The organism is Flavobacterium lacustre, assembly GCF_027474525.2.
GTDB lineage: Bacteria > Bacteroidota > Bacteroidia > Flavobacteriales > Flavobacteriaceae > Flavobacterium > Flavobacterium lacustre.
Genome location: NZ_CP114882.2, coordinates 1,555,352 through 1,579,496, shown reverse-complemented (window position 1 = coordinate 1,579,496; position 24,145 = coordinate 1,555,352). Strand labels below are relative to the sequence as shown.

17 protein-coding genes, 2 tRNA genes and 2 rRNA genes are annotated in these 24,145 nt (G+C 36.2%); 7 read left to right on the top strand and 14 right to left on the bottom strand.

The window, feature by feature from the left end; genetic code table 11:
- Positions 1-49: 49 nt before the first annotated feature.
- From O6P34_RS06975 to O6P34_RS06955, 5 genes are all read right to left on the bottom strand, one after another.
- Positions 50-2,932 (bottom strand): 23S ribosomal RNA (locus tag O6P34_RS06975).
- 137 nt (positions 2,933-3,069) lie between these two features.
- A tRNA-Ala gene (locus O6P34_RS06970) sits at positions 3,070-3,143 on the bottom strand.
- Between the two features lie 91 nt (positions 3,144-3,234).
- Positions 3,235-3,308 (bottom strand) — tRNA-Ile (locus O6P34_RS06965).
- Positions 3,309-3,460: 152 nt separating this feature from the next.
- Positions 3,461-4,974, bottom strand: a 16S ribosomal RNA gene (locus O6P34_RS06960).
- Together the 16S and 23S rRNA genes with 2 tRNA genes alongside form the textbook arrangement of a ribosomal RNA operon.
- 828 nt (positions 4,975-5,802) lie before the next feature.
- Positions 5,803-7,038: an ABC transporter permease gene (locus O6P34_RS06955; protein ID WP_269686601.1), complete on the bottom strand. Its 1,236-nt coding sequence runs from the start codon at positions 7,036-7,038 to the stop codon at positions 5,803-5,805.
- A 99-nt stretch (positions 7,039-7,137) separates the two neighbouring features.
- On the opposite strand from O6P34_RS06955, the gene O6P34_RS06950 reads away from it, so the two are divergent.
- Positions 7,138-8,472 (top strand): exo-beta-N-acetylmuramidase NamZ family protein, encoded by a 1,335-nt coding sequence (locus tag O6P34_RS06950; RefSeq protein WP_432419586.1) that lies wholly within the window; start codon positions 7,138-7,140, stop codon positions 8,470-8,472.
- A gap of 4 nt (positions 8,473-8,476) precedes the next feature.
- Here O6P34_RS06950 and O6P34_RS06945 read toward each other — a convergent pair whose 3' ends face one another.
- On the bottom strand, positions 8,477-8,971 hold the full coding sequence (locus tag O6P34_RS06945) for a YkgJ family cysteine cluster protein (RefSeq protein WP_269686600.1): 495 nt from the start codon (positions 8,969-8,971) through the stop codon (positions 8,477-8,479).
- A 63-nt stretch (positions 8,972-9,034) separates the two neighbouring features.
- Here O6P34_RS06945 and O6P34_RS06940 point away from each other — a divergent pair, with 63 nt between their 5' ends.
- Entirely contained in the window at positions 9,035-9,739 is a 705-nt protein-coding gene (locus tag O6P34_RS06940) for a class I SAM-dependent methyltransferase (protein ID WP_269686599.1), read from the top strand.
- Positions 9,740-9,763: 24 nt separating this feature from the next.
- A complete protein-coding gene (locus O6P34_RS06935) occupies positions 9,764-10,309 on the top strand; it encodes a YfiT family bacillithiol transferase (RefSeq protein WP_269686598.1) in 546 nt (181 codons plus the stop codon).
- A gap of 63 nt (positions 10,310-10,372) precedes the next feature.
- Here O6P34_RS06935 and O6P34_RS06930 read toward each other — a convergent pair whose 3' ends face one another.
- The 7 genes from O6P34_RS06930 to O6P34_RS06895 all read right to left on the bottom strand — a co-directional run bounded on the left by O6P34_RS06930 (position 10,373) and on the right by O6P34_RS06895 (position 16,945).
- The gene (locus O6P34_RS06930; protein WP_269686597.1) at positions 10,373-11,005 is read right to left on the bottom strand and encodes a 7-carboxy-7-deazaguanine synthase QueE; all 633 of its coding nucleotides are present in this window, start codon (positions 11,003-11,005) and stop codon (positions 10,373-10,375) included.
- 158 nt (positions 11,006-11,163) lie between these two features.
- A complete protein-coding gene (locus O6P34_RS06925; protein ID WP_269686739.1) occupies positions 11,164-12,831 on the bottom strand; it encodes a tetratricopeptide repeat protein in 1,668 nt (555 codons plus the stop codon).
- 16 nt (positions 12,832-12,847) lie between these two features.
- Positions 12,848-13,777, bottom strand: a complete 930-nt coding sequence (locus O6P34_RS06920) for a PstS family phosphate ABC transporter substrate-binding protein (protein ID WP_269686596.1) — start codon at positions 13,775-13,777, stop codon at positions 12,848-12,850.
- A gap of 233 nt (positions 13,778-14,010) precedes the next feature.
- Positions 14,011-14,808: an energy transducer TonB gene (locus O6P34_RS06910; RefSeq protein WP_269686594.1), complete on the bottom strand. Its 798-nt coding sequence runs from the start codon at positions 14,806-14,808 to the stop codon at positions 14,011-14,013.
- Positions 14,809-14,847: 39 nt separating this feature from the next.
- On the bottom strand, positions 14,848-15,414 hold the full coding sequence (locus tag O6P34_RS06905; protein WP_269686593.1) for an ExbD/TolR family protein: 567 nt from the start codon (positions 15,412-15,414) through the stop codon (positions 14,848-14,850).
- A 19-nt stretch (positions 15,415-15,433) separates the two neighbouring features.
- Positions 15,434-16,051, bottom strand: a complete 618-nt coding sequence (locus O6P34_RS06900) for an ExbD/TolR family protein (RefSeq protein WP_269686592.1) — start codon at positions 16,049-16,051, stop codon at positions 15,434-15,436.
- A 75-nt stretch (positions 16,052-16,126) separates the two neighbouring features.
- Complete coding sequence (locus tag O6P34_RS06895; protein WP_269686591.1) at positions 16,127-16,945, bottom strand: MotA/TolQ/ExbB proton channel family protein; 819 nt, start codon at positions 16,943-16,945, stop codon at positions 16,127-16,129.
- A gap of 377 nt (positions 16,946-17,322) precedes the next feature.
- Here O6P34_RS06895 and O6P34_RS06890 point away from each other — a divergent pair, with 377 nt between their 5' ends.
- The gene (locus O6P34_RS06890; RefSeq protein WP_269686590.1) at positions 17,323-18,831 is read left to right on the top strand and encodes a helicase HerA-like domain-containing protein; all 1,509 of its coding nucleotides are present in this window, start codon (positions 17,323-17,325) and stop codon (positions 18,829-18,831) included.
- A 1-nt stretch (position 18,832) separates the two neighbouring features.
- Positions 18,833-19,201 (top strand): DMT family protein, encoded by a 369-nt coding sequence (locus O6P34_RS06885; RefSeq protein WP_269686589.1) that lies wholly within the window; start codon positions 18,833-18,835, stop codon positions 19,199-19,201.
- Positions 19,202-19,270: 69 nt separating this feature from the next.
- Here the strand turns inward: O6P34_RS06885 and O6P34_RS06880 are convergent, their stop codons facing one another.
- Complete coding sequence (locus tag O6P34_RS06880; RefSeq protein WP_269686588.1) at positions 19,271-21,655, bottom strand: penicillin acylase family protein; 2,385 nt, start codon at positions 21,653-21,655, stop codon at positions 19,271-19,273.
- Between the two features lie 172 nt (positions 21,656-21,827).
- Between O6P34_RS06880 and O6P34_RS06875 the strand changes: the two genes are divergently transcribed.
- Together O6P34_RS06875 and O6P34_RS06870 are read left to right on the top strand one after the other, a co-directional pair.
- The gene (locus O6P34_RS06875) at positions 21,828-22,463 is read left to right on the top strand and encodes a flavin reductase family protein (protein WP_269686587.1); all 636 of its coding nucleotides are present in this window, start codon (positions 21,828-21,830) and stop codon (positions 22,461-22,463) included.
- A gap of 5 nt (positions 22,464-22,468) precedes the next feature.
- Positions 22,469-24,001, top strand: a complete 1,533-nt coding sequence (locus tag O6P34_RS06870) for a cryptochrome/photolyase family protein (RefSeq protein ID WP_269686586.1) — start codon at positions 22,469-22,471, stop codon at positions 23,999-24,001.
- Positions 24,002-24,145: the final 144 nt, after the last annotated feature.

Genomic DNA, 24,145 nt, shown 5'->3' with positions numbered 1-24,145 from the left:
TTCAGGACCTAAGAAAGTTTCTTCCTGCCGATTGCTCGGCAGGAAAAGCGTACATAAGCTTACGGGTTATTAGTACTACTCGACTATGACATTACTGCCTTTACATCTATAGCCTATCAACGTGGTCATCTCCCACGACCCTTAAAAGAAATCTCATCTTGTGGTGGGTTTCGCGCTTATATGCTTTCAGCGCTTATCCCTTCCAAACGTAGCTACTCTGCCATGCCACTGGCGTGACAACAGATACACTAGAGGTTTGTCCAATTCGGTCCTCTCGTACTAGAATCAGATCCACTCAAATTTCTTGCGCCCACAGTAGATAGAGACCGAACTGTCTCACGACGTTCTGAACCCAGCTCGCGTGCCACTTTAATGGGCGAACAGCCCAACCCTTGGGACCTTCTCCAGCCCCAGGATGTGACGAGCCGACATCGAGGTGCCAAACCCCCCCGTCGATATGAGCTCTTGGGGGAGATCAGCCTGTTATCCCCGGCGTACCTTTTATCCTTTGAGCGATGGCCCTTCCATGCGGAACCACCGGATCACTATGCTCTACTTTCGTACCTGATCGACCTGTATGTCTCTCAGTCAAGCTCCCTTATGCCATTGCACTCTACGCACGGTTACCAAGCGTACTGAGGGAACCTTTAGAAGCCTCCGTTACTCTTTTGGAGGCGACCACCCCAGTCAAACTACCCACCAAGCAATGTCCCCCCGATTGGGGGTTAGGCCTCAGATAAACAAAGGGTTGTATTTCAACAATGACTCCACAACGCCTAGCGACGCCACTTCACAGTCTCCAACCTATCCTACACATCATTTATCCAAGGTCAATACTAAGCTATAGTAAAGGTGCACAGGGTCTTTTCGTCCCACTGCGGGTAAACGGCATCTTCACCGTTACTACAATTTCACCGAGCTCATGGCTGAGACAGTGTCCAGATCGTTACACCATTCGTGCAGGTCGGAACTTACCCGACAAGGAATTTCGCTACCTTAGGACCGTTATAGTTACGGCCGCCGTTTACTGGGGCTTCAATTCAATGCTTCTCCGAAGATAACATCTCCTCTTAACCTTCCAGCACCGGGCAGGTGTCAGGCCCTATACTTCATCTTACGATTTTGCAGAGCCCTGTGTTTTTGATAAACAGTCGCCTGGACCTCTTCACTGCGGCCAGCATTGCTGCTGGCGACCCTTCTCCCGAAGTTACGGGTCTATTTTGCCTAATTCCTTAGCCATGAATCTCTCGAGCACCTTAGGATTCTCTCCTCGACTACCTGTGTCGGTTTGCGGTACGGGTACTTATTACCTGAAGTTTAGAGGTTTTTCTTGGAAGCCCTTAGGCGCACTATCTCTTTGTCCGAAGACTCCGAGTACTATCGTATTTCCCCAAGCCGCGTGGATTTGCCTGCGCAGCTTATAGGTAGGTACTTCAACGAACTATTCCGTCAGTTCGCGGCGCTTTCATCACTCCGTCACCCCATCACAGTAATAACTAGTACGGGAATATTAACCCGTTGTCCATCGACTGTCCCTTTCGGGTTCGCCTTAGGTCCCGACTAACCCACAGCTGATTAGCATAGCTGTGGAAACCTTAGTCTTTCGGTGTGCGGGTTTCTCGCCCGCATTATCGTTACTTATGCCTACATTTTCTTTTCTAACCAGTCCAGCATGCTTTACAACACACCTTCTACCCTGTTAGAATGCTCCCCTACCACTTGTAATAAATTACAAATCCATAGCTTCGGTAATATGTTTATGCCCGATTATTATCCATGCTCGTCCGCTCGACTAGTGAGCTGTTACGCACTCTTTAAATGAATGGCTGCTTCCAAGCCAACATCCTAGCTGTCTGGGCAGACAAACCTCGTTCTTTCAACTTAACATATATTTGGGGACCTTAGCTGATGGTCTGGGTTCTTTCCCTCTCGGACTTGGACCTTAGCACCCAAGCCCTCACTGTTATGAAACATTATATAGCATTCGGAGTTTGTCAGGAATTGGTAGGCGGTGAAGCCCCCGCATCCAATCAGTAGCTCTACCTCTATATAACTTTACGCATAACGCTGCACCTAAATGCATTTCGGGGAGTACGAGCTATTTCCGAGTTTGATTGGCCTTTCACCCCTACCCACAGGTCATCCGAAGACTTTTCAACGTCAACCGGTTCGGACCTCCACTATGTGTTACCACAGCTTCATCCTGCCCATGGGTAGATCACACGGTTTCGCGTCTAACACTACTGACTAAAGCGCCCTATTCAGACTCGCTTTCGCTACGGATCCGTGGCTTAACCACTTATCCTTGCCAGCAACGTTAACTCGTAGGCTCATTATGCAAAAGGCACGCCGTCACCCCACGAAAGGGCTCCGACCGCTTGTAAGCGTATGGTTTCAGGATCTATTTCACTCCGTTATTCACGGTTCTTTTCACCTTTCCCTCACGGTACTGGTTCACTATCGGTCTCTCAGGAGTATTTAGCCTTAGCGGATGGTCCCGCCAAATTCAGACAGGGTTTCACGTGCCCCGCCCTACTCAGGATACCACTATCGTTATCTTCTATTACTTATACAGGGCTATCACCTTCTTTGGCTCTACTTTCCAGTAGATTCTAATTCTATCCGCAACAAATATCGTGGTCCTACAACCCCAGTATTGCCGTAACAACACTGGTTTGGGCTAATCCGCGTTCGCTCGCCACTACTTACGGAATCACTTTTGTTTTCTTCTCCTCCGCCTACTTAGATGTTTCAGTTCAGCGGGTTTGCCCACCTATCGGTGTACTATGTCTTCAACATAGTGGGTTGCCCCATTCAGGTATTTACGGATCGTATCGTGTGTGCCAATCCCCGTAACTTTTCGCAGCTTATCACGCCTTTCATCGCCTCTGAGAGCCAAGGCATCCCCCATACGCCCTTATTTTGCTTATTGTACCAACACATTAATTAAAATGTGCCGTTTCTTTTACTTGTCTAATGATAAACAAGCAAAAAATGCTTTCTACTTTTTATTATTTCTTATCTCAATATGTCAATGAACTTTTATGCTGAATTTATTTCAGCATATTGTGGAGAATAACGGAGTCGAACCGTTGACCTCCTGCGTGCAAGGCAGGCGCTCTAGCCAGCTGAGCTAATCCCCCATTTCTAATTTTAAATTATGAATGTTGAATTTTGAATTACAGTAATTCATACTCATACTTCTAAAATTTCCTTTTTTTAAGTCTAAAATAGTTGTCTCGGACAGACTCGAACTGTCGACCCCTACATTATCAGTGTAGTACTCTAACCAGCTGAGCTACGAGACACTCTTTTCTTAAAAATAAAGCCGCTGCTTTGCAACGTCTCTAACGTGTATTATTTGAACTAACAGCAAGAGTAATATAATGTCCTTTTTTGTTTCCAATAGTCTTTTCGTCTTCTTTCTTTAGCGTGCATTAAGCTAACACTAAAGCTCTAGAAAGGAGGTGTTCCAGCCGCACCTTCCGGTACGGCTACCTTGTTACGACTTAGCCCTAGTTACCAGTTTTACCCTAGGCAGCTCCTTGCGGTCACCGACTTCAGGCACCCCCAGCTTCCATGGCTTGACGGGCGGTGTGTACAAGGCCCGGGAACGTATTCACCGGATCATGGCTGATATCCGATTACTAGCGATTCCAGCTTCACGGAGTCGAGTTGCAGACTCCGATCCGAACTGTGACCGGTTTTGTAGATTCGCTCCTGGTCACCCAGTGGCTGCTCTCTGTACCGGCCATTGTAGCACGTGTGTAGCCCAAGGCGTAAGGGCCGTGATGATTTGACGTCATCCCCACCTTCCTCTCAGTTTGCACTGGCAGTCTCGTTAGAGTTCCCGACATGACTCGCTGGCAACTAACAACAGGGGTTGCGCTCGTTATAGGACTTAACCTGACACCTCACGGCACGAGCTGACGACAACCATGCAGCACCTTGTAAATTGTCTTGCGAAAGATCTGTTTCCAAACCGGTCAATCTACATTTAAGCCTTGGTAAGGTTCCTCGCGTATCATCGAATTAAACCACATGCTCCACCGCTTGTGCGGGCCCCCGTCAATTCCTTTGAGTTTCATTCTTGCGAACGTACTCCCCAGGTGGGATACTTATCACTTTCGCTTAGCCACTGAAGTTGCCCCCAACAGCTAGTATCCATCGTTTACGGCGTGGACTACCAGGGTATCTAATCCTGTTCGCTACCCACGCTTTCGTCCATCAGCGTCAATCCATTAGTAGTAACCTGCCTTCGCAATTGGTATTCCATGTAATCTCTAAGCATTTCACCGCTACACTACATATTCTAGTTACTTCCTAATAATTCAAGTCAGACAGTATCAATGGCCGTTCCACCGTTGAGCGATGGGCTTTCACCACTGACTTATCTGACCGCCTACGGACCCTTTAAACCCAATGATTCCGGATAACGCTTGGATCCTCCGTATTACCGCGGCTGCTGGCACGGAGTTAGCCGATCCTTATTCTTACAGTACCGTCAAGCTGGTTCACGAACCAGTGTTTCTTCCTGTACAAAAGCAGTTTACAATCCATAGGACCGTCATCCTGCACGCGGCATGGCTGGATCAGGCTTGCGCCCATTGTCCAATATTCCTCACTGCTGCCTCCCGTAGGAGTCTGGTCCGTGTCTCAGTACCAGTGTGGGGGATCTCCCTCTCAGGACCCCTACCCATCGTTGCCTTGGTAAGCCGTTACCTTACCAACAAGCTAATGGGACGCATGCTCATCTTTTACCGTTGTGACTTTAATAATGTGTTGATGCCAACTCATTATACTATGAGGTATTAATCCAAATTTCTCTGGGCTATCCCTCTGTAAAAGGTAGATTGCATACGCGTTACGCACCCGTGCGCCGGTCTCTAGTTCCGAAGAACTATACCCCTCGACTTGCATGTGTTAAGCCTGCCGCTAGCGTTCATCCTGAGCCAGGATCAAACTCTTCATCGTATATTGTTTGAGATTAGATAAATCTTCTCTCTTTATTTATTCGACTCAAATTCTAGTGGTTTTTTCAAATCTATCGATTCTATTACTCTTATTTTATTTGTTTTGAAATCTCTTTCAAAACGGCTGTCAATTCAATATGTCTAGGAACGTGTCTTATCTTATTTTTCCCTTCTCAATTCACTTAGCGTGTTTCTCGAAGCGGGTGCAAAAGTATAAATTATCTTTTTAACTGGCAAGAAAATTTTGAAGTTTTTTTGAGATTATTTTAATCCCCTTTTCTCCTCTTTCCCTTATCAGTCTCTCAATGAACTTAGCCCGTTTGCGGGGTGCAAAACTACAACCTCTTTTCTAATTCTACAAGCTTTTTTGAATCTTTTTTAGAAAATAAATCTTCTAGTTTTATTCCTTTTACTTGTCAACTTATTAATGAACCTATGCGCTGTTGCGGGTGCAAAAGTAACACCTTTATCCGCTTTTACAAACATTTTTAATCCTTTTTTCTATTGTATTTTTTAATTCACTGACTTTTTGATATTTACAGAATGTCTTTTTTGCCATTTTATGAATTAGACATAGGTATTTTTGACAATTTGATCAGTTTTTGCCTGTTTTGGTGATTGTGTTTGATTTAAAAACGTCTAATTAGGTCGTGATTGAAGGATTTATATTCTGAAAAAGTTATTCTATATATAAGAAAAGGCGTTTTTTATAAAAGGAGATTCTTAATAAAAACAAATACCCTAGCCCCGATAGAAGTGAAAATCCTTATGTGCCGGCGTTCGGCACATAAGATTGTAACGGATAGCAGGAAATAGCTCCTAGAAAAATCTAATCATACCGAATAGCTTTTACTGGAGAAATTTTGGTTATTATATAGGAAGGAATTAACAACACTAAGAAACAAACTGTGATGGTCAGTAAATTTAACACTAATATATAACCGAGGTTAAGATATACTGGAGCTTGATTTACATAATAATTTTCGGGATTGAGTTTGATAATCCCAAAATGCTCCTGAACTAACAATAATAAAACACCGATACTATTGCCCCAAACCAATCCTCTCACTATAAGATAAAAAGCATTATAAAGAAATATTTTTCTGACTGACCAATTATTAGCGCCTAAAGCTTTTAAAATTCCTATCATTTGAGTTCGTTCAAGAATAAGAACTAACAACGCAACTACCATGTTGATGGTCGCGACGAGTATCATGACAACTAAAATAACGATAATATTAAAATCAAATAATTGAAGCCACTCAAAGATATAACTGTATTTCTCAATTATTGTCTTACTATCTAATGTGGAAGCTGTTTGTTCGTATACCTCTTCTCCCTTACTTTTTATCTCATCAAAATCAGACACGAAAACTTCAAAAGCTCCAATTTGGTTCGAAGTCCATTTATTGATTCGTTGAATATGACGAATGTCTCCTATTATATAGGTTGCATCAAATTCTTGAAATCCTGAGTTAAAGATGCCCGTGATTTTGAATCTTCGTATATTGGGCAGTTGATTTTGATTTTCTTTAATAAAAAAAGTATTGAATGCATCTCCTACTTTTAAGTTAAGCCTATCGGCAAGAAACTGAGAAATCAATACTTCTTGATTGACTTCGTTATTCAAATTAGGCAATTTACCCGAAACCAAATATTCTTTTATATTATCCCACTGATAATCTTTACCTACACCTTTGAAAATTATTCCTTCAAAAGCCGTTTCAGTTCTTATGATGCCCGCTTTACTGGCTATAGCTTGAACATGGCTTATTCCAGAAACTGATGTGAACTTTGGATAAAAATCTTGGTTTTTAGAAACTGGAGCCAAAGTAACTTCGGATTGATTGTTATCATAATTAGAGATAATAATATGTCCATTGAAAGCAGAAACTTTTTCACGGATTTTCTGTTGCAAACCAATTCCTGTTGCAACCGAAACAATCATCATTACCATTCCGATGGCTATTGCCGAAATCGCAATTTTTATAATTGGTGAAGATATACTACTTTTATAATCTTTAGCAGTTATGAGTCGTTTAGCAATAAAATATTCTAAATTCAAATTGATAGGTTTCTAATTTTTGGATTTGATTCGCTTGTGTCAAAAATACAGCTAAAACACGAATTACACTAATTGACATTAATTTTATTAATCTTATATATGTTTCCAATTTTAAAAAAATTACTGCTTTTTTTATTTCTACTGATAATTTTAGTCTCTTGTACTAGCGCTTTGAACAGAAAAAAAGGAACTACCAACGAATCAATTCACGATTCAGTAGCAGTCAGCGCTTTATATTCAGAAGAAGAATTATTAATGAGTGAGGCTAATTATACCCATTCGAGTAAAACTGGCGCAGATAACTATGAAGCATATTTACCTTTATTAAAGGAAAAAAAAATTGGAGTTGTAACCAATCAAACCGGAATTATTTTAATCCAAGAGAAGTTAAATGGCATTTGGGGTAAAAAAGAACAAAAACACCTGATCGATTTTCTAATAGAAAAAAATATAGCTGTCGAAAAAATATTTGCTCCCGAACACGGTTTTCGTGGTACAGCTGATGCAGGCGAACTTGTAATTGATGGTAAAGATTATAAAACTGGCTTGCCAATCATTTCACTATACGGCGACAACAAAAAACCAAAAAGTGAGCAATTATCAGGAATTGACCTTATGATTTTTGACATTCAAGATGTTGGCGCCCGATTTTATACCTATATATCTTCTTTACATTATGTAATGGAGGCTTGCGCCGAAAACAATATTCCGCTTATAATTCTTGACAGACCAAATCCTAATGGAAATATTGTAGACGGACCATTATTAGAGAAAGAATACAGCAGTTTTGTAGGAATGCATCCAATTCCGGTTTTACATGGCATGACAATAGGCGAATATGCACAAATGATAAACGGCGAAAAATGGTTAAAAGACAGCATTGAATGTAAGCTCACCGTTATTCCTTGCCTTTATTACAACAGAAAAATGTCTTACATATTACCTGTAAAGCCTTCTCCAAATTTACCTAACGATCAAGCCATAAATTTATATGCTAGTTTATGCTTTTTTGAAGGAACAAATGTGAGCGTTGGACGCGGAACAGAAAAACAATTCCAGATATACGGTTCTCCTTACTTACCAAAAAGCGATTTTAGTTTCACTCCAAAACCTAATTCAGGAGCCAAAAATCCTGTTTACAACGGCATTGAATGTTTTGGAGAAGATTTATCTACACATTCAAAAGTGCATAAATTAGAATTAAAGTGGCTAATAAAAGCCTATGAAAATACAGAAGATAAAACTAAATTCTTTAATCCATTCTTTACAAAACTGGCAGGTACCAAAAAACTACAAGAGCAAATTGAGGAAGGCATCTCCGAAAGAAAAATAAGAAAAGGTTGGAGAACCAATTTAGAAGAGTTTAAAACCACTAGAGCTAAATACTTGATTTATCCCAATGAGCTAAAAAAACAAGAAGCGATACATTTTTAAATTTCTAAAAAGGCATTTTCTTCTTCATTTCTTCTACAATATTATACGCCGCGGGACAAATTGGAATGTTTTTTAAAGTGATGTCTGCTATTTGCTGAAACTTTTTCCTATCGGTATGGGGAAATTCTCTACATGCTTTTGGACGCACATCATAAATAAAACATGTATTATCATTATCAAGAAATGTACAGGGAACGTTCTGCAATACATAATCTTTATCTTCATCAATACGAAGATACTGTTCAATAAACTGCTGTGGTTTTTGACGCAAATGTTTTGAAATTCGCTCAATATCTGCTGAAGTAAATAACGGCCCTGTAGTTTTACAACAATTAGCACATTGTAAACAATCTGTTTTTTTAAATTCAGTATCATGCAATTCCTGCATAACATAATCAATATTCTTTGGCGTCTTCTTTTTCAGCTTATCAAAATACTTTTTGTTTTCGATATGCTTATCTTTGGCTAGTTTTCCTAATTCGTTTAAAGGTGGTTTCAAGTTTAAAGTTTAAAGTTGAACCACAAAAGTAACCTTTAAACTCTAAACATTAAACAAAAAACAATGAAAGACCTTTTTGGAAAAGCCATACTCGATTATCAAACTAATAATTCTCCCGAAGATTTAATTACTGAAACCTCTATTTCTGATGAAGATGAAATGTCAGTAGCTTACCTATTTCGCTCCTATGCCGAAATGCCTTTAATCGAACAAAAAGCCTTGCAACTTTCTAAAGGCAGGGTTCTAGATGTAGGATGTGGTGCCGGAAGCCATAGTTTGACGTTACAAAACGATCGAAATCTGGAGGTTACATCAATTGATATTTCACCAAACGCAATTCAGACTTGCACTCTTCGTGGTTTGAAAAATGCAAAAGTGCAAGATATAATGGTATTAGAAAATGAAAAATATGACACCATTTTATTATTGATGAATGGAACAGGTATTTTTGGCACACTCAAACAAACTGCAAAATTCTTGCAAAAATTAAAAAATTTACTAAATCCAAATGGTCAAATTCTTATAGACTCATCCGATATTTTATATATGTTTGATGACGATGAAGATGGAGGTAAATGGATTCCCGGAGATGGTTATTATGGTGAATTGACTTTTACTCTGCGGTACAAAAACCAGAAAGAAGAGGAATTTCCTTGGCTATATCTAGACTATAATACATTACAAAATGCAGCTTTCGCCAATGGACTGCATTGTGAAATGATTCTTGAAGGCGAACATTACGATTATCTTGCTAAACTTTCAATCTAAAAAATAAATTAAATCATTTAGAAAATGGAAAACGCTGTATTAGAAAAATTACAATATCCTATTGGAAAATTTATAGCGCCAGATTGTTATTCGAAGAGCTATCTAGAAGAAAAAATAGTAGAAATAAGCAGTTTTCCCGAGCGATTAAAAAAAGAAGTTCTGCATTTATCAGAAGAACAGCTTGACACACCATATCGCAATGAAGGCTGGACCATTCGCCAAGTGATCCAACATTGTGCAGACAGTCACATGAATTGTTTCATGAGAATAAAATGGACATTAACTGAAGAAAAACCAATAATAAAATTTTATTATGAAGATCGCTGGGCAGAATTACATGATAACCTGACTATGCCGATTCAACCAACTCTATCTTTCCTAGAAGGACTCCATTTCCGATTGGCTTATTTGATGAAAAGTTTAAGCGAAACTGATTTAAACAAATCTTTTATTCATCCAGAACATAATGCAGAATTTCAACTAAAGGAAATTATAGGAACTTATGCCTGGCACGGAAACCATCATTTAGCACATATAACCGAATTAAAAAAAAGAAAAAATTGGCTATAAATTAGTATTCATTATCTTATTTAAAAAAAAATCCCAAATAATATTATTTGGGATTTTAATTTTTTAAGGGATATTTAAATATTTATGTGTTTGCAACGACACTCGCCATTTGGGATTATTCATCACATAATCAACGATAAGTGGTGTCATTTCTTCTTTTTTACTCCATTCTGGCTGAAGAAATAAAATAGCGTTTTTATTTACTTGTTCGGCTTGTTCCTCGGCAAAAATAAAATCGTGTTTATTATAGATAATAACTTTTAACTCATGAGCATTATCATAAACGGTTTGAGTAGGTAATTTATTTTTCTTTGGCGAAAGACAAATCCAATCCCAAGATCCAGTAAGCGGATAAGCGCCGGAAGTTTCTATGTGAACTTTCAAATTTTGCTCCTTTAACCGCTGTGTTAATAATGTCATGTTCCAAGTCAAAGGTTCTCCACCTGTAACCACAACTGTATCCGCATATTTATTTGCATTAGCAACAATTAAATCAATACTCGTTGGAGGATGCAATTCAGCATTCCAACTTTCCTTTACATCACACCAATGACAACCTACATCACAACCTCCAATTCTTATAAAATAAGCAGCAGTTCCCGTATGAAAGCCTTCCCCTTGAATCGTATAAAACTCTTCCATTAATGGAAGCATCGCTCCTTTGTTGACTTCTAATTGTATTTCTTTTGATAACATTTTTTTAATTTAAAGCGCAAAGATAGTTAATTAGAAAATGCTTATTGGCTATCAATAAACATAATTACTTTCAATCAAACCATCACACGAATCTTGTAAAAACAAAAAAACCGATAGTTAATAAAACTATCGGTTTTTTTTATAAAATTAGAGTTGAATTACTTCAATGTTTTCAAAGAAGCAGTAGCATAAGCATTTGTTGGATCTAACAATAAAGTTTTATTGAAATACTCAATAGCTTTAGCTTTATCAGTATTTGCATAACTGGCTGCGATATTATTATAAGATTCGATAAACTTAGTTTTCACAGCAGGTTTTGCTAATTCTTCAGCACCTTTTTCAGTAACTTTAGCAACATACTCTTGGTAAAAACCAGTCATTAAATCATCTTTTTCAAGCAGTCTATTAACTCTGGCTCTAAAAAGATATGCTTCATGATACGTTGGAGATGCTACCAAAACTTTAGCAAAAGCGTCATCTGCTTTCTGTAAAGCGATAGGATCTAAAACTGCATCTTTCTTGTTATTAGCATAATAAAGCGCTAAACCGTAATAAACATTATCATCTAAATAATTTTTAGATTCTTGATTATTAGCTCCAAGTTCAAATACAAGAGAAGCTTCTTTATAAAGTTTCTGACTAAATAATTTTTTACCAATTTCGTTTAAATCCTCAACTGCCAAAGGTTCCATTTCTATAGCTTTTTTGATATCAGCAAATCCTGTTTCAAAAGCAGCTGGATCTATTGTCAAACCGTCAGCACTAGTTCCTTTTTTAATTTTAGATAATCCTAAATATAAAAAATCTTTAGCAATTATTTTATTTGTAGGCGTAGATGTAAAACTTTCCAATGATTTAATAGCTACATCAACATTTCCGTTTTCATAAGCAGCATATCCTAAATAACGAAAGATTCTAGGGTTAACTTTATCTAACTCAATCATCTTATTTGCTTCAACTTCAAGAGCGGCATAATCCTTTACAAGGATAAGAAAATCTGCACGACGCATTCTAGAGTGAATAGAATAATCGGTAAGAGTCATGTATTTTTCGTAATAACCAATAGCAGTTTTTAAATTCTCAGGAGCTTTTGATGGTTTATTTCTAGCAATTTTATAATACGTTTCTGCAAGTTCTCTATAAACTGGACCGTAGTTTGGATTTATTGCAATTACTTCATTATAGGCTTTCAAAGCTTCATCATAAGATTTTGCTCCTTTCAACAAAACACCTAATTGCATTTTGGCTCTTAGCAAAGTATTATCTGCTTGAAAAGCATTTCTATAAGCAACATAAGCCTCATTTTGCTTACTATCACCATAATAAGCATCTCCTAATGCTAACTGAACTTGAGCATCTTGAGAATTATTAACAACAGCACGGTTCAAAATAGCAATTGCGCTTTTATAATCCGGTTTTGCAGCATTCATGTATGCTCTTGCCACATATACATACTCTTCAAAATCTTTTTTTCTCATATCTTTTGTTGCCAAAAGAAATTTAGCTTGAGCAGCTGTAACATCATTTTTGTCCAAATCCATTTGACCTAAACCAATATAATTTAGTTTAGCTCCTTCAGTAGCGCTCAATCCATTATTAAAATAAATCTTGGCTGAATCCTCAACACTTTGTGTAAGGTATACATTCCCTAAAATAAACGAAGCTGTTCCATTAGATGGTTTTGCTTGAATAATAGATTTTAATATCGATTTTGCCTTTTCAAATTGTTCGGCATCAATTGCCTTTTTTGCTTGGTTTATATCTTGAGCATGACCAACGGATACCGCAGCCATAAGAGCTATTCCAAAAATTTTAAATTTATTCATCTTTAATATAATTAATTTATTTTTTATCATTGTTGATTTCTTTTCTGATATTAAGCTTTCTTGGAGGAATTCTAACAGGCAACAATCCTGATTTCAAAACAATTCTCTGACCGATGTCTCCTGCTACGAAAGAAGCGAACCCCATTCCTAAACCAGAATACCCCTGACAATTGATAATATACAAATCGCGTGCCAAAGCATATTTTCCTTCTGCAATATTATTTTGAGTAGGAGAATAATAGTTTGAATCTAACTTCCCTTTTACACTCAATATATTCACTTTATCAACAACCTCTTTCATCGCTGGTGTAGGTTGTGACAACCAATTAACGCCAACTATTCCAATCATACCTTCATTTTGGGAAACAAACTTAATAACTTCATCATTAGTTTTAAATGAAAAAACGCCTGTTTTAGGAATTGATTTAATTCCAGCTAATGCATTCATATACCTAACTGTGCTTGAATTTGGATTATCAAAAACCAACCCTTTGATAGCCGTTACAGGTTTGCCTTGCATGAAAGCAACTATATCATTTAACGCAACTAAAGTATCATTAGTATTTTTACTGGATATGAAAGCGACGGCATCTGTAGCAAATTTGGTTACTTTTGGGGTAATTTTTTTATTTGCAAAAACGTTCATTTCGTCACTGGTCAATGTTCTTGATAAAATAGCTATACTCGCTGTATCCTTAACAAGTGCCCGAATAACTTCATTCTCAGATTTAGCATCCAAGTTAATTGTGGTCCCAACATACCTACTCTCAAACACTTCAATTTGATCTTCGATTATTGGCTTTAATGTTTCATCAACTAAAACAGTTGTAGTTCCTTTAAGTATAGTTTCTTTATTGTCTTTTGAATTACTTGACTGGTTGCAAGCAAAAAACATAACAACCACTAATACGGCAATAAAATACGAGAATTTTGCATAATTTTTCATAGTCTAATCATTATTATCGTTAATAATTCGCACAAACCTAAAAAATGCATACACAATAAGAACAACACCAAAAGCTATTCTATACCCATATTGCATTTGAATTGGGAAATTCTTCATAAAGATAATAAATAAACCTAAAACTAAATAAATGAGAAAAAACAAAATTCCTATAACGAGAAGAAATCGCCCTTTAAGCGATTTCTTCTGAAAACTATCAATTAAGTTTTTAATCATTATTCTGCAGATTGAATAGTAATAGGCAGAGAGTAAAGTACCCTAACTTTTTTACCATTTTGCTCTCCTGGATTCCATCTAGGACATTTGTTTAAAACGCGTATAGCCTCTTTTCCTGTTCCGTAACCTATATCTCTGATTACTTTAATATCTGTCAAAGATCCGTCTTTTTCAACAACGAAAGTCACGTAAACTTTACCTTTTAAACCTTCTTCTTCGGGAGCTTGATAATTCTTACCTACATAAGAATAGAATTTTTCCATTCCACCTGGAAATTCAGGTTTCACTTCAATACCAGCAGTATTATAAATCGTGTTATCAACTTCTTCTACAACCGCTGCTGTACCTGTACCAACAGGTTCAACAGTTAATTCAGCATCTGGATCACCTTTTATTGTTTCACTACCAATTTTCTTGTCTTTAATCTCGGTGATTTTAGGCGGTTCTTCTGTAACTTCCTCTGCTTTTGCCACTACTGGCTTCACAAATTTCACTTGATCTACTTTTGGTGGAGGTGGTGGAGGTGGTGGAAGATTTTCTTTTGGTTTTTCTTTCTTAGGTGGCAATTTGATTGCAGTTAATTTTACGTTCAAAGCTTCATCATCAGCTGATGCATCCGGAAGTAAATTAGCAATCATTGGTGCACTTACAGTAAGAGCAAAAATTAAAGATCCTATCACAAGTGATCTCCACATCGTTTTTGGATTTGATTTTCGTAACTCATAAGCTCCGTAAAGTTTGTTACGACCTTCAAATACGATATCAAGCCACTGCTTTTTATATATATCTAATTTCATTTTTAATAATTATTAGGTTATTGAGTCATAAGATTGCTCTTATTTTCCTTCTAACAATTTTTGTTCTTCTGGAGAAATTTCATTAACGATTGCATAAGTATCAACTCCTACAATAGCCATCTCATCTAACACATCAACAAGGTTACGATAGTTGGATTTTTTACCTGGTTTGATAATCACAATGATTCCATTTTTTGGTTTTCCTTTTGCAGTAGAATAAGCAAGAACTAATTTCTTTCTAGCAATTAATTCTTTACGAATTCCTTCTTTACCATAAGCAAAATCTTTAGGAGCTCCTCCTGCAACAGGAGTCGCTAAAATCCCTACGTAACGAACTAATTTATTGTTTTCACCCATTAAAATTGTCATTGTACGATTCTCATCAACTTTAACATCTTTTTTAGTAGGATCTTTATCAGTTTCTTTATCTGGCAAAGCCAAATCCATGGATTGAGGTTTAGACAACGTTGTCGTAAGCATAAAGAATGTAATCAATAAGAATGCCAAATCCACCATAGCAGTTAAATCTACTTTTGAATTTTGCTTTTTACTTCTTACTTTTCCACCTTTGCCACCACCACCGTCGCCGGTATTTAATTCAGCCATTTTAGTGTATATTTTTTAATTAAAAATTCTTAGATCGTAAACCCGTAACTAAATTAAAATTATTGATTTTTTGATTCTGCAAGACATCCATCACTTTCTTAATCGCAGGATACTGCTCTTTAGCATCCCCTTTGATAGCAAATTGTAACTCTTTATCGTTAAGCTCAATATTTGCTATACGAGAATTCTGAATCCATTCTGCCAATTGATTATTTAAAGAATCTTTTGGTATACCCGGCTGATCTGCTTTACTTCTGTCAGCAGCTTTCATTGCAATGATACTTTTCAGGTTCTCTAAAGGAACACCGAAATCATCCATTAAAGCAAATTTAGCAGACTCATCTTCTGTAAAAGTAACTCCATATTTTTGCCCCATCAATTCAAGAGCTCTTTTACGAACTTCTCTCCCTTTTAGATCATAAAATACTACCCCTTTCCCTTTACCAATAGTGATAATCGCCAAATCTGATGTTGGTAATTTTGCACTATTTGTAGATTGCGGTGTATCTACCGGCAATGCTTCAGGTACTTTAGCTGTTGCAGTTAAAATAAAGAAAGTAAGCAATAGAAAAGCTACATCACACATGGCAGTCATATCAATAGACGCTGCCTTTTTGGACATTTTTATTTTAGCCATTTATTGTTTTTTTTTAATATTTATCAATGAGTACACTTCTCTAAAAAGCGATATCATTTAATAAACTATTATTAATTATTTTAAACTTCCTCTGTATTTTCTGTAAGTATTTACAATTGCTGTACCTGCTTCGTCGATAGAGTAAGTTAAAGTATCAATTTTTGAAGTAAACAGGTTGTACATAACAATTGCTAAAGCAGAAGTAGAAATTCCTGTTGCAGTGTTGATAAGTGCTTCTGAGATACCGTTTGCAAGCATAGCCTGATCTGGAGTACCTGAAGATGCTAATGCACCAAACGCTTTAATCATCCCTGTTACTGTTCCTAATAATCCTGCAAGAGTTCCTAAAGAAACTAATGTAGAAAGAATAGTCATGTGTTTTTCTAACATTGGCATTTCTAATGAAGTTGCCTCTTCGATTTCTTTGTGAATCATTTCTGAAGCTACTTCGCTATCAAAACCTTCTTTTTTCACATCTTGGTATTTTACCAAAGCAGATTTAATTGCATTTGCAACTGAACCTTGTTGTTTGTCACAAGCAGCGATAGCTTCGTCGATGTTACCACCATTGATGCTTACTTGTACTTTTTTCATAAAAACATCTAAACTTCCTTTTCCTGAAGCTTTAGAGATAACAAAATATCTTTCGAAAGAAAAAACAATTACCATCAATAAACATCCTAATAATATCGGTACAATTGGACCTCCTTTGTATACCATTGCCAAATAGTTTCCTGGTAGTGGATGACCTGTATTTACTCCGCCTTCAAAATTTGACCCTGCACCCATGATGAAATTCCATATTATCCATCCAACTGTAATACATGCTACAATGATGATTCCTGAAATCATTCCTCCTCCGTTTGAACTGCTTTCTTTTTTAACGTTTGCCATTTTTTTTTAATTTTAATAGTTTTAAATAATTTTATTTTATGTTTAAATAAACTTGTAGTAGAGCAAATTTATATTTTTAGTTCAAATAAAAAAACTTTTTTTAATTTAATTATAGTTAATTTTATTCAAAGAAAAATGAGTCGGGATTTATTTGACGGGATTTATTTGAAAAAACTCAAGTAAATTAATTTTTTAATACCAATAAAACACGATTTGGATGATTATTAGAATAATCCCTCAATAAAAAGGGGTAAAACTAAAGAGATAAATATTTTAACTATTAACAATAAATAAGGTTCAATTTTACGGTTATTATAATAAACCATCACTTTCAAGATAAGAATAATATCTTGCAGCGTCTTTAAATTCAAATTACTATGAGCACAAAAACAACATTTATTGAAGACATTACAAATGGGTACCTTTCTAAGGGAGAAAGCATTATTCTTGGCGGAGCAATTCTTGATGGCGAGGCAATTGCAGATGTTCCTGTAAAAATACCTTTAAAAACATTAAACCGCCATGGGTTAATTGCCGGAGCCACAGGAACCGGAAAAACAAAAACTATTCAGGTGCTTTCTGAACAATTATCTTCGTTTGGAATTCCTGTTTTGATGATGGATATTAAAGGTGATTTTAGTGGAATTGCAAAAGAAGGAGAAGAAAAATCTTTTATCACGGAACGCCACGCAAAAATAAACATTCCATATCACGTTTCCGGTTTTCCAGTTGAGTTACTGACTTTATCAGAGCAAAACGGCGTACGTCTACGAGCGACTATATCCGAATTTGGACCAGTTCTTTTCTCTCGGATTTTAGATTTAAATGATACTCAAGCCGGAGTGATTTCAGTAATTTTTAAATACTGCGATGACAACACAATTCCTTTATTAGATATAAAAGACATTAAAAAAGTCATCAATTATATTACCGAAGAAGGAAAAGACGAAATCACCGCTAGTTACGGAAAAATCTCTACTGCAACGACGGGAACAATTTTAAGAAAAATAATCGAACTAGAACAACAAGGTGCCGACTTATTTTTTGGCGAAAAGTCTTTTGAGATTGATGATTTAATGCGCATTGATGAAAACGGAAAAGGATATATTAATATCATTCGCCTTACTGATATTCAGGACAAACCCAAATTATTCTCGACATTTATGTTGAGTCTTTTGGCCGAAATATACCAACAAATGCCAGAAAAAGGAGATTCTGACCAACCGGAATTAGTCATTTTCATAGACGAAGCCCATTTGATTTTTAACGAAGCCAGTAAGGCATTATTGGAACAAATTGAAACTATTGTAAAATTAATTCGTTCCAAAGGAATTGGTATTTATTTTATTACTCAAAATCCAATGGACATTCCCAGCGGCGTTTTGGCGCAATTAGGATTAAAAATTCAACATGCTTTGAGAGCTTTTACCGCTAATGACAGAAAAGCTATCAAACAAACGGCTGATAATTACCCAACATCAGAGTATTATAAAACGGACGAAGTGCTTACCAGTCTTGGTATCGGAGAAGCATTAGTTACGGCTTTGAACGAAAAAGGAATTCCAACACCTCTGGTAGCCACAATGATGCGTGCACCGATGAGCCGAATGGACATTTTGACTGAAAGTGAAATTCAGGAAATTAATTCAAAATCGAAACTTGTAAAAAAATATAGCGAGGTTATTGATCGTGAAAGTGCTTATGAAATGCTCATCAAAAAAATTGCTGTTGCTCAAGAGCAAGTTTCTGAAACGCAAGACCAAAAGCAGGAAAACAGCGAACCAAGTACCGCTAGTGTTGTCACAAAATCAGTTTTAAAAGTTGTTACCAGCGCCTCTTTTATTCGAGGTGCATTTGGTATTTTATCAAAAATGCTTAAAAAATAAAATGAAAACTTACGCTACTATTGGACTTTTAGTCTTATCAAACCTTTTTATGACATTGGCATGGTATGGTCATCTTAAATTCAAAGAATTGAAATGGTTTGAAAACGCCGGATTAATCAGCATAATCCTAATTAGTTGGGGATTGGCTTTATTTGAATATTGCTTTCAGGTACCCGCTAACCGAATTGGTTTTGAAGGAAACGGTGGTCCATTCTCATTAATGCAGCTCAAAGTAATTCAGGAAGTAATCACCTTGGTCATTTTTGTTGTTTTCTCCTTACTCTTTTTTAAAAATGAGACCTTTAGATGGAATCACGCTGTTGGGTTACTATTTTTGGTTTTAGCGGTTTACTTTATTTTTAAAAAGTAAAAAAAGACAACCACAAATTAAAATCTTTTGTGGTTGTCTTTTTAAAATCAACAGCTTTCTGTGGACAGATTAATGTGGAATAAAAACCAATTTTGTTGACGTTTTTATAATTTCTTCTTTATTCATTTTCATCTTTCTGAATTTTCCAGCATTATAAAGTTCCGCTTGATCATTATAATGTGAACTAAGCGGATTTCCTGATTGTCCTGTTGGCAAAATACTCCAACTGTTTTCAACATCCGAAAAGTCAATGATTCTTCGAGTCGAAGGACCGCCTTTAACCACATATTTTCCATCTTCGGTAAAATCAAAAAACAAATTATTAATCACTTCCGTTGATCCCGAAACAGCAAATGGGCCAACATTAAAATAAGGTCTTAAAGCGGCCACTTTCCCCAAAGGATGCTGATGTTCTAAAGTGTGGACTTTATTCCAAGTCCAACCTGAAACGGAATTACCCAACTGTTTATCTAAAGCTAAAATAGATTCTTTGAAAGATTTCGACAGCACTTGACTTCTGGTTTCTTTCTTTCCTTTGGTAGCTATATTATCCCACCAAAGTGAATTTTCATTTGCCATTTGTTTTGCAATTATTTGCTTCATAATATGAGTTCCTAAAAACTGCTTAAAATTAGCCGAACCTAATTCGTCTTCAAAAGTATTTTTTAAGTACAAATAAATCCATTTGTTGTAAATCGTTGGCGCAACATCTTCCAGATTATTAGAACCTTTCCAAGCTTTCAAAATAGTAATCGCTTCTTTTTCATTCTTAGAAAGAGCGTTGTAATCTACAGTTGAAATCAATTCTTGAACCACCTCTGGAGCAACTGCCGAAGTATTATCGAACATCATTTTACTCACCGCTTCTTTATCCCAATTGGATTTTGGATCTAATAATTGCATAATTCTTCTGGCTCTGTCTTCTGGAAGATAATATCCAGGATACAAAAATCCGTCTATTGGTTCCGGCTGATTATTTGCCGAATACACATATTTCCAATCTGGATTTACTGCCGAAGGATTTTTGGAGAAATCCAAATATTCTGTAATATCATCATGTCCGTTGGCACCATTCAAAATAAAGTTGGTATTTACACCTTCATTGTGCTTATACAATTTACCCGTTGCCCACCAAGCCACATTTCCTTTGGCATCGCCATACATTACATTCAATCCGGGTGCAGCAATGAGCGCGACTCCTTTATGAAATTCATCTTTATTTTTTGCATGTGAAAGAATATAAACAGCGTCCAAAATCTGTATGGGCTGTTGCGTATAAATCCAAGACAAAGCCACCGGTTGATTCTTATTTAAACCATCTATCAAATCATTTACAATTGGACCATGTCGACTCACTTTTAGATTCAAAATCACATCCGAAGTATCTTTTACTTTTATAATTTTTTTTCTGATTTCGTAATCTTTGAAACCTGTTGGTGTTTTGTATTTTTTAGCATCTTTTGCATCGTTTTCCTCCTGATACAAATCAATATCATCATTTTCGAACATCGTCAAACCATACGCATAATCCCTGTTATGTCCTAACAAAGGAAATGGAGTTCCCGCCAAATAACAGCCATACAATTCAAAATCCGGCGTTACCAAATGTGCTTCATACCAAGTTCCCGGTTGCGAAAATCCAATATGTGGATCATTGGCAAAAATCACTTTTCCATTTTTCGTTTTTTCGGGCGCAATTACCCAACTGTTACTTCCTATAAAAGGTGGAATTGGCGATTGTTCTAAAAGTGAAGCAATCGATTTTGCGATGGCACTGTATTCCTGTGGTTTTTCTTTGGCATTTTTAATTCGAGTTGTGTTAAAAGAACCATCAATACCAAAATCCTTGAGATAATCGATTCCGTATTTATTCCGAATATCTGTTAATAACGGATCTGATTTCTGCGCCATGGCAAAACTAAAAGACATATATCCAAAAATATTATAGACATCTTTTAAGGTAAATTTTTCTTTCTTCACACCAATTAACTGAAACTCAACAGGCGTTTTTCCTTCTTCGATATATTGGTTTATTCCGTCAAGATAAGCCAAAGTCAATTGGTAACTTGGACTTTTTTTATCCAAAGCTGCAATTGCTACAGCCGAAGCTTCTTCGATTCCTAATCCTGCAAAAAAGGTGTCGTTTTTCAAGGCAACCGAACCAAAAATTTCTGATAATCGTCCGGGTGCTATACGACGCATCAACTCCATTTGCCACAATCGATCTTGCGCATGTACGTAACCCAAAGCTTCCATAGCATCCTTTGAATTATCAGCGTAAATGTGTGGCACACCAAACTCATCAAAATAAACGGTTGTTTCTTTCTCAATATTTTTCAATTGTACTTCGCCTTCGTATTTGGGTTTCAAATAAAAACCATAAATGCATAACCCCAACACAAGGAGAACAACAACAGCAAGTAAACCGAGAAGTACTTTTTTCATTTTTTTCATTTTGAATACGTTTTGATTAACAAATATATAGGATTTAGTAGTTATTTTAAACTATTTGTTTTCTAATGGATTACAACCTAAAATTTAAAAGGATTTAAAAATACATTTATTTTGTTTAATAAATAACATATTTTATTAAACAAAAAGTATATTTGTTTTAAATTTAAATAACATGAAACACATTTCAAGAGACGATATTTCCCAAATGGAAAAAATTGAACGTCTGAATTTAATCAATTCTTGTACAGGATATAAATCCGCTAATTTACTCGCAACAAAATCTATCGACGGAAAATCTAATGTCGCTATTTTTAGTAGCATAACCCATTTAGGAAGCAATCCTGCGCTGATTGGATTTATAATGCGACCAACAACCGTTCCGCGAGATACCTACAAAAACATAAGAGAAACTGGTTTTTTCACCGTGAATCACATTACTGTTGATATGATTGCCGATGCACATCACACCTCTGCAAATTATGAACTTGGAATTTCTGAATTTGACAAAACCAATCTGGAGGAAGAATATAAAAACAACATTCAAATTCCTTTCGTAAAAGGAAGTCCGGTTCAATTGTATTGCAAGTATATAAATGAATATTACATCAAGGAAAATGATACAATTCATATTATAGCGTCAATAGAACATTTATTCTTCAACGAAGATTTAGAACATAAAGACGGTTGGTTGCAAATTGACAAAGGAAATGTTGTGGCATTGAACGGACTTGATGGGTATTGTTTACCCAAATTAGTAGACCGTTTTCAATATGCCCGAAAAGAAGTTCCAACGAAATCTTTTTTCTAAAAAAAATGAAAAAATTACGATTAATACTTGGCGATCAGCTTAACTCAAATCACTCTTGGTTCAATGAAGTTGATGAAAATGTTGTGTATGTACTAGCAGAAATGCTTCAAGAGGCTACCTATACAAAACATCATATCCAGAAAGTAGTGGCCTTTTTTTTATCAATGCGAAACTTTTCAATGACCTTGAAATCAAAAGGACATCAAGTCATTTATTATCAAATTACAGATGAAAACAATCCGCAAAATCTGGAAAAAATCATTACAGTTTGCCTCGAAAAACAACAAATCGAAAAATTTGAATATCAACTTCCTGATGAATACCGACTTGATTTACAACTCAAAACAATTGCTTCAAATCTAAAAATACCAACCGAAGCATTCGACTCGGAACATTTCTATACAACATGTGATGAACTTGCCACTTTTTATAAAGGAAAGAAATTATTGTTGATGGAAAATTTCTATCGCAATATGCGCAAAAAACACCATTTGCTCATGAATGGGTCAACCCCGGAAGGCAATCAATGGAATTTTGACCACGACAATCGCAAAAAATACAAAGGTGAAATTCCCGTACCTAAAGAGAAAAATTTTAATACAAATGTAACGGAAATTCTGCTCGAAATTAAACACGCAGGAATACAAACTATAGGAAATATAAAGGAAGAATGTTTTAATTGGCCTACTTCAAGAACCGAATGTTTAGCCGTTCTAGAATATTTCTGTACCCATTTGTTACCTCATTTTGGCGATTATGAAGATGCCATGCATACGGAGGAAAAATTCCTTTTTCACTCCCGCTTATCCTTCGCCCTAAACAGCAAAATGCTGTCGCCAAAAGAAGTAATCGAAACCGTCATCGCCTGTTATCACAATAACGAGGCAAAAATTTCGATTTCACAAGTAGAAGGCTTTGTCCGCCAAATTTTAGGCTGGCGCGAATACATCAGAGGAATTTACTGGAAAGAAATGCCTCATTACGCACAAATGAATGTCTTAGAAAACTATAATAAATTACCGGATTTTTTCTGGAATGGTAACACCAAAATGAATTGTGTCAAACATGCTATAGATCAAAGTTTAAACCAAGCATATGCACATCACATACAACGACTGATGGTCATTGGCAACTTTACTTTACTAACCCAAATTCACCCAAACGAAGTTGACGCATGGTATCTTGGCGTTTACATCGATGCGATAGAATGGGTTGAAATGCCCAATACACGAGGCATGTCTCAATATGCTGATGGCGGAATCATCGCTACCAAACCCTATATTTCCTCCGGGAGTTACATCAACAAAATGAGCAACTATTGCCTCAAATGTTCCTACAATGTAAAAGAAAAAATTGGCGACAATGCCTGTCCGTTCAACTCGTTATACTGGAATTTTCTCGACGAAAAAAAGGATTATTTCAAAGGAAATCAACGAATGGCAATGATGCTTAATTTACTAAAAAAAATGAAACCCGAAGACTTGTATCAAATTAAAATCAAAGCGAATGAAATTATTACTAATCCAGACGGGTATTAGTTTAAATAAAATAATTAAGAAATTTTTACAGTAATATCATTTTCCTGCAGCTATTGCAATACTATAATCAGATTCAAAATATTGATTATTTCTATGTCAACAGTAAAAAAAAATCCCATATGATATTTATCAGTTTATAAATGA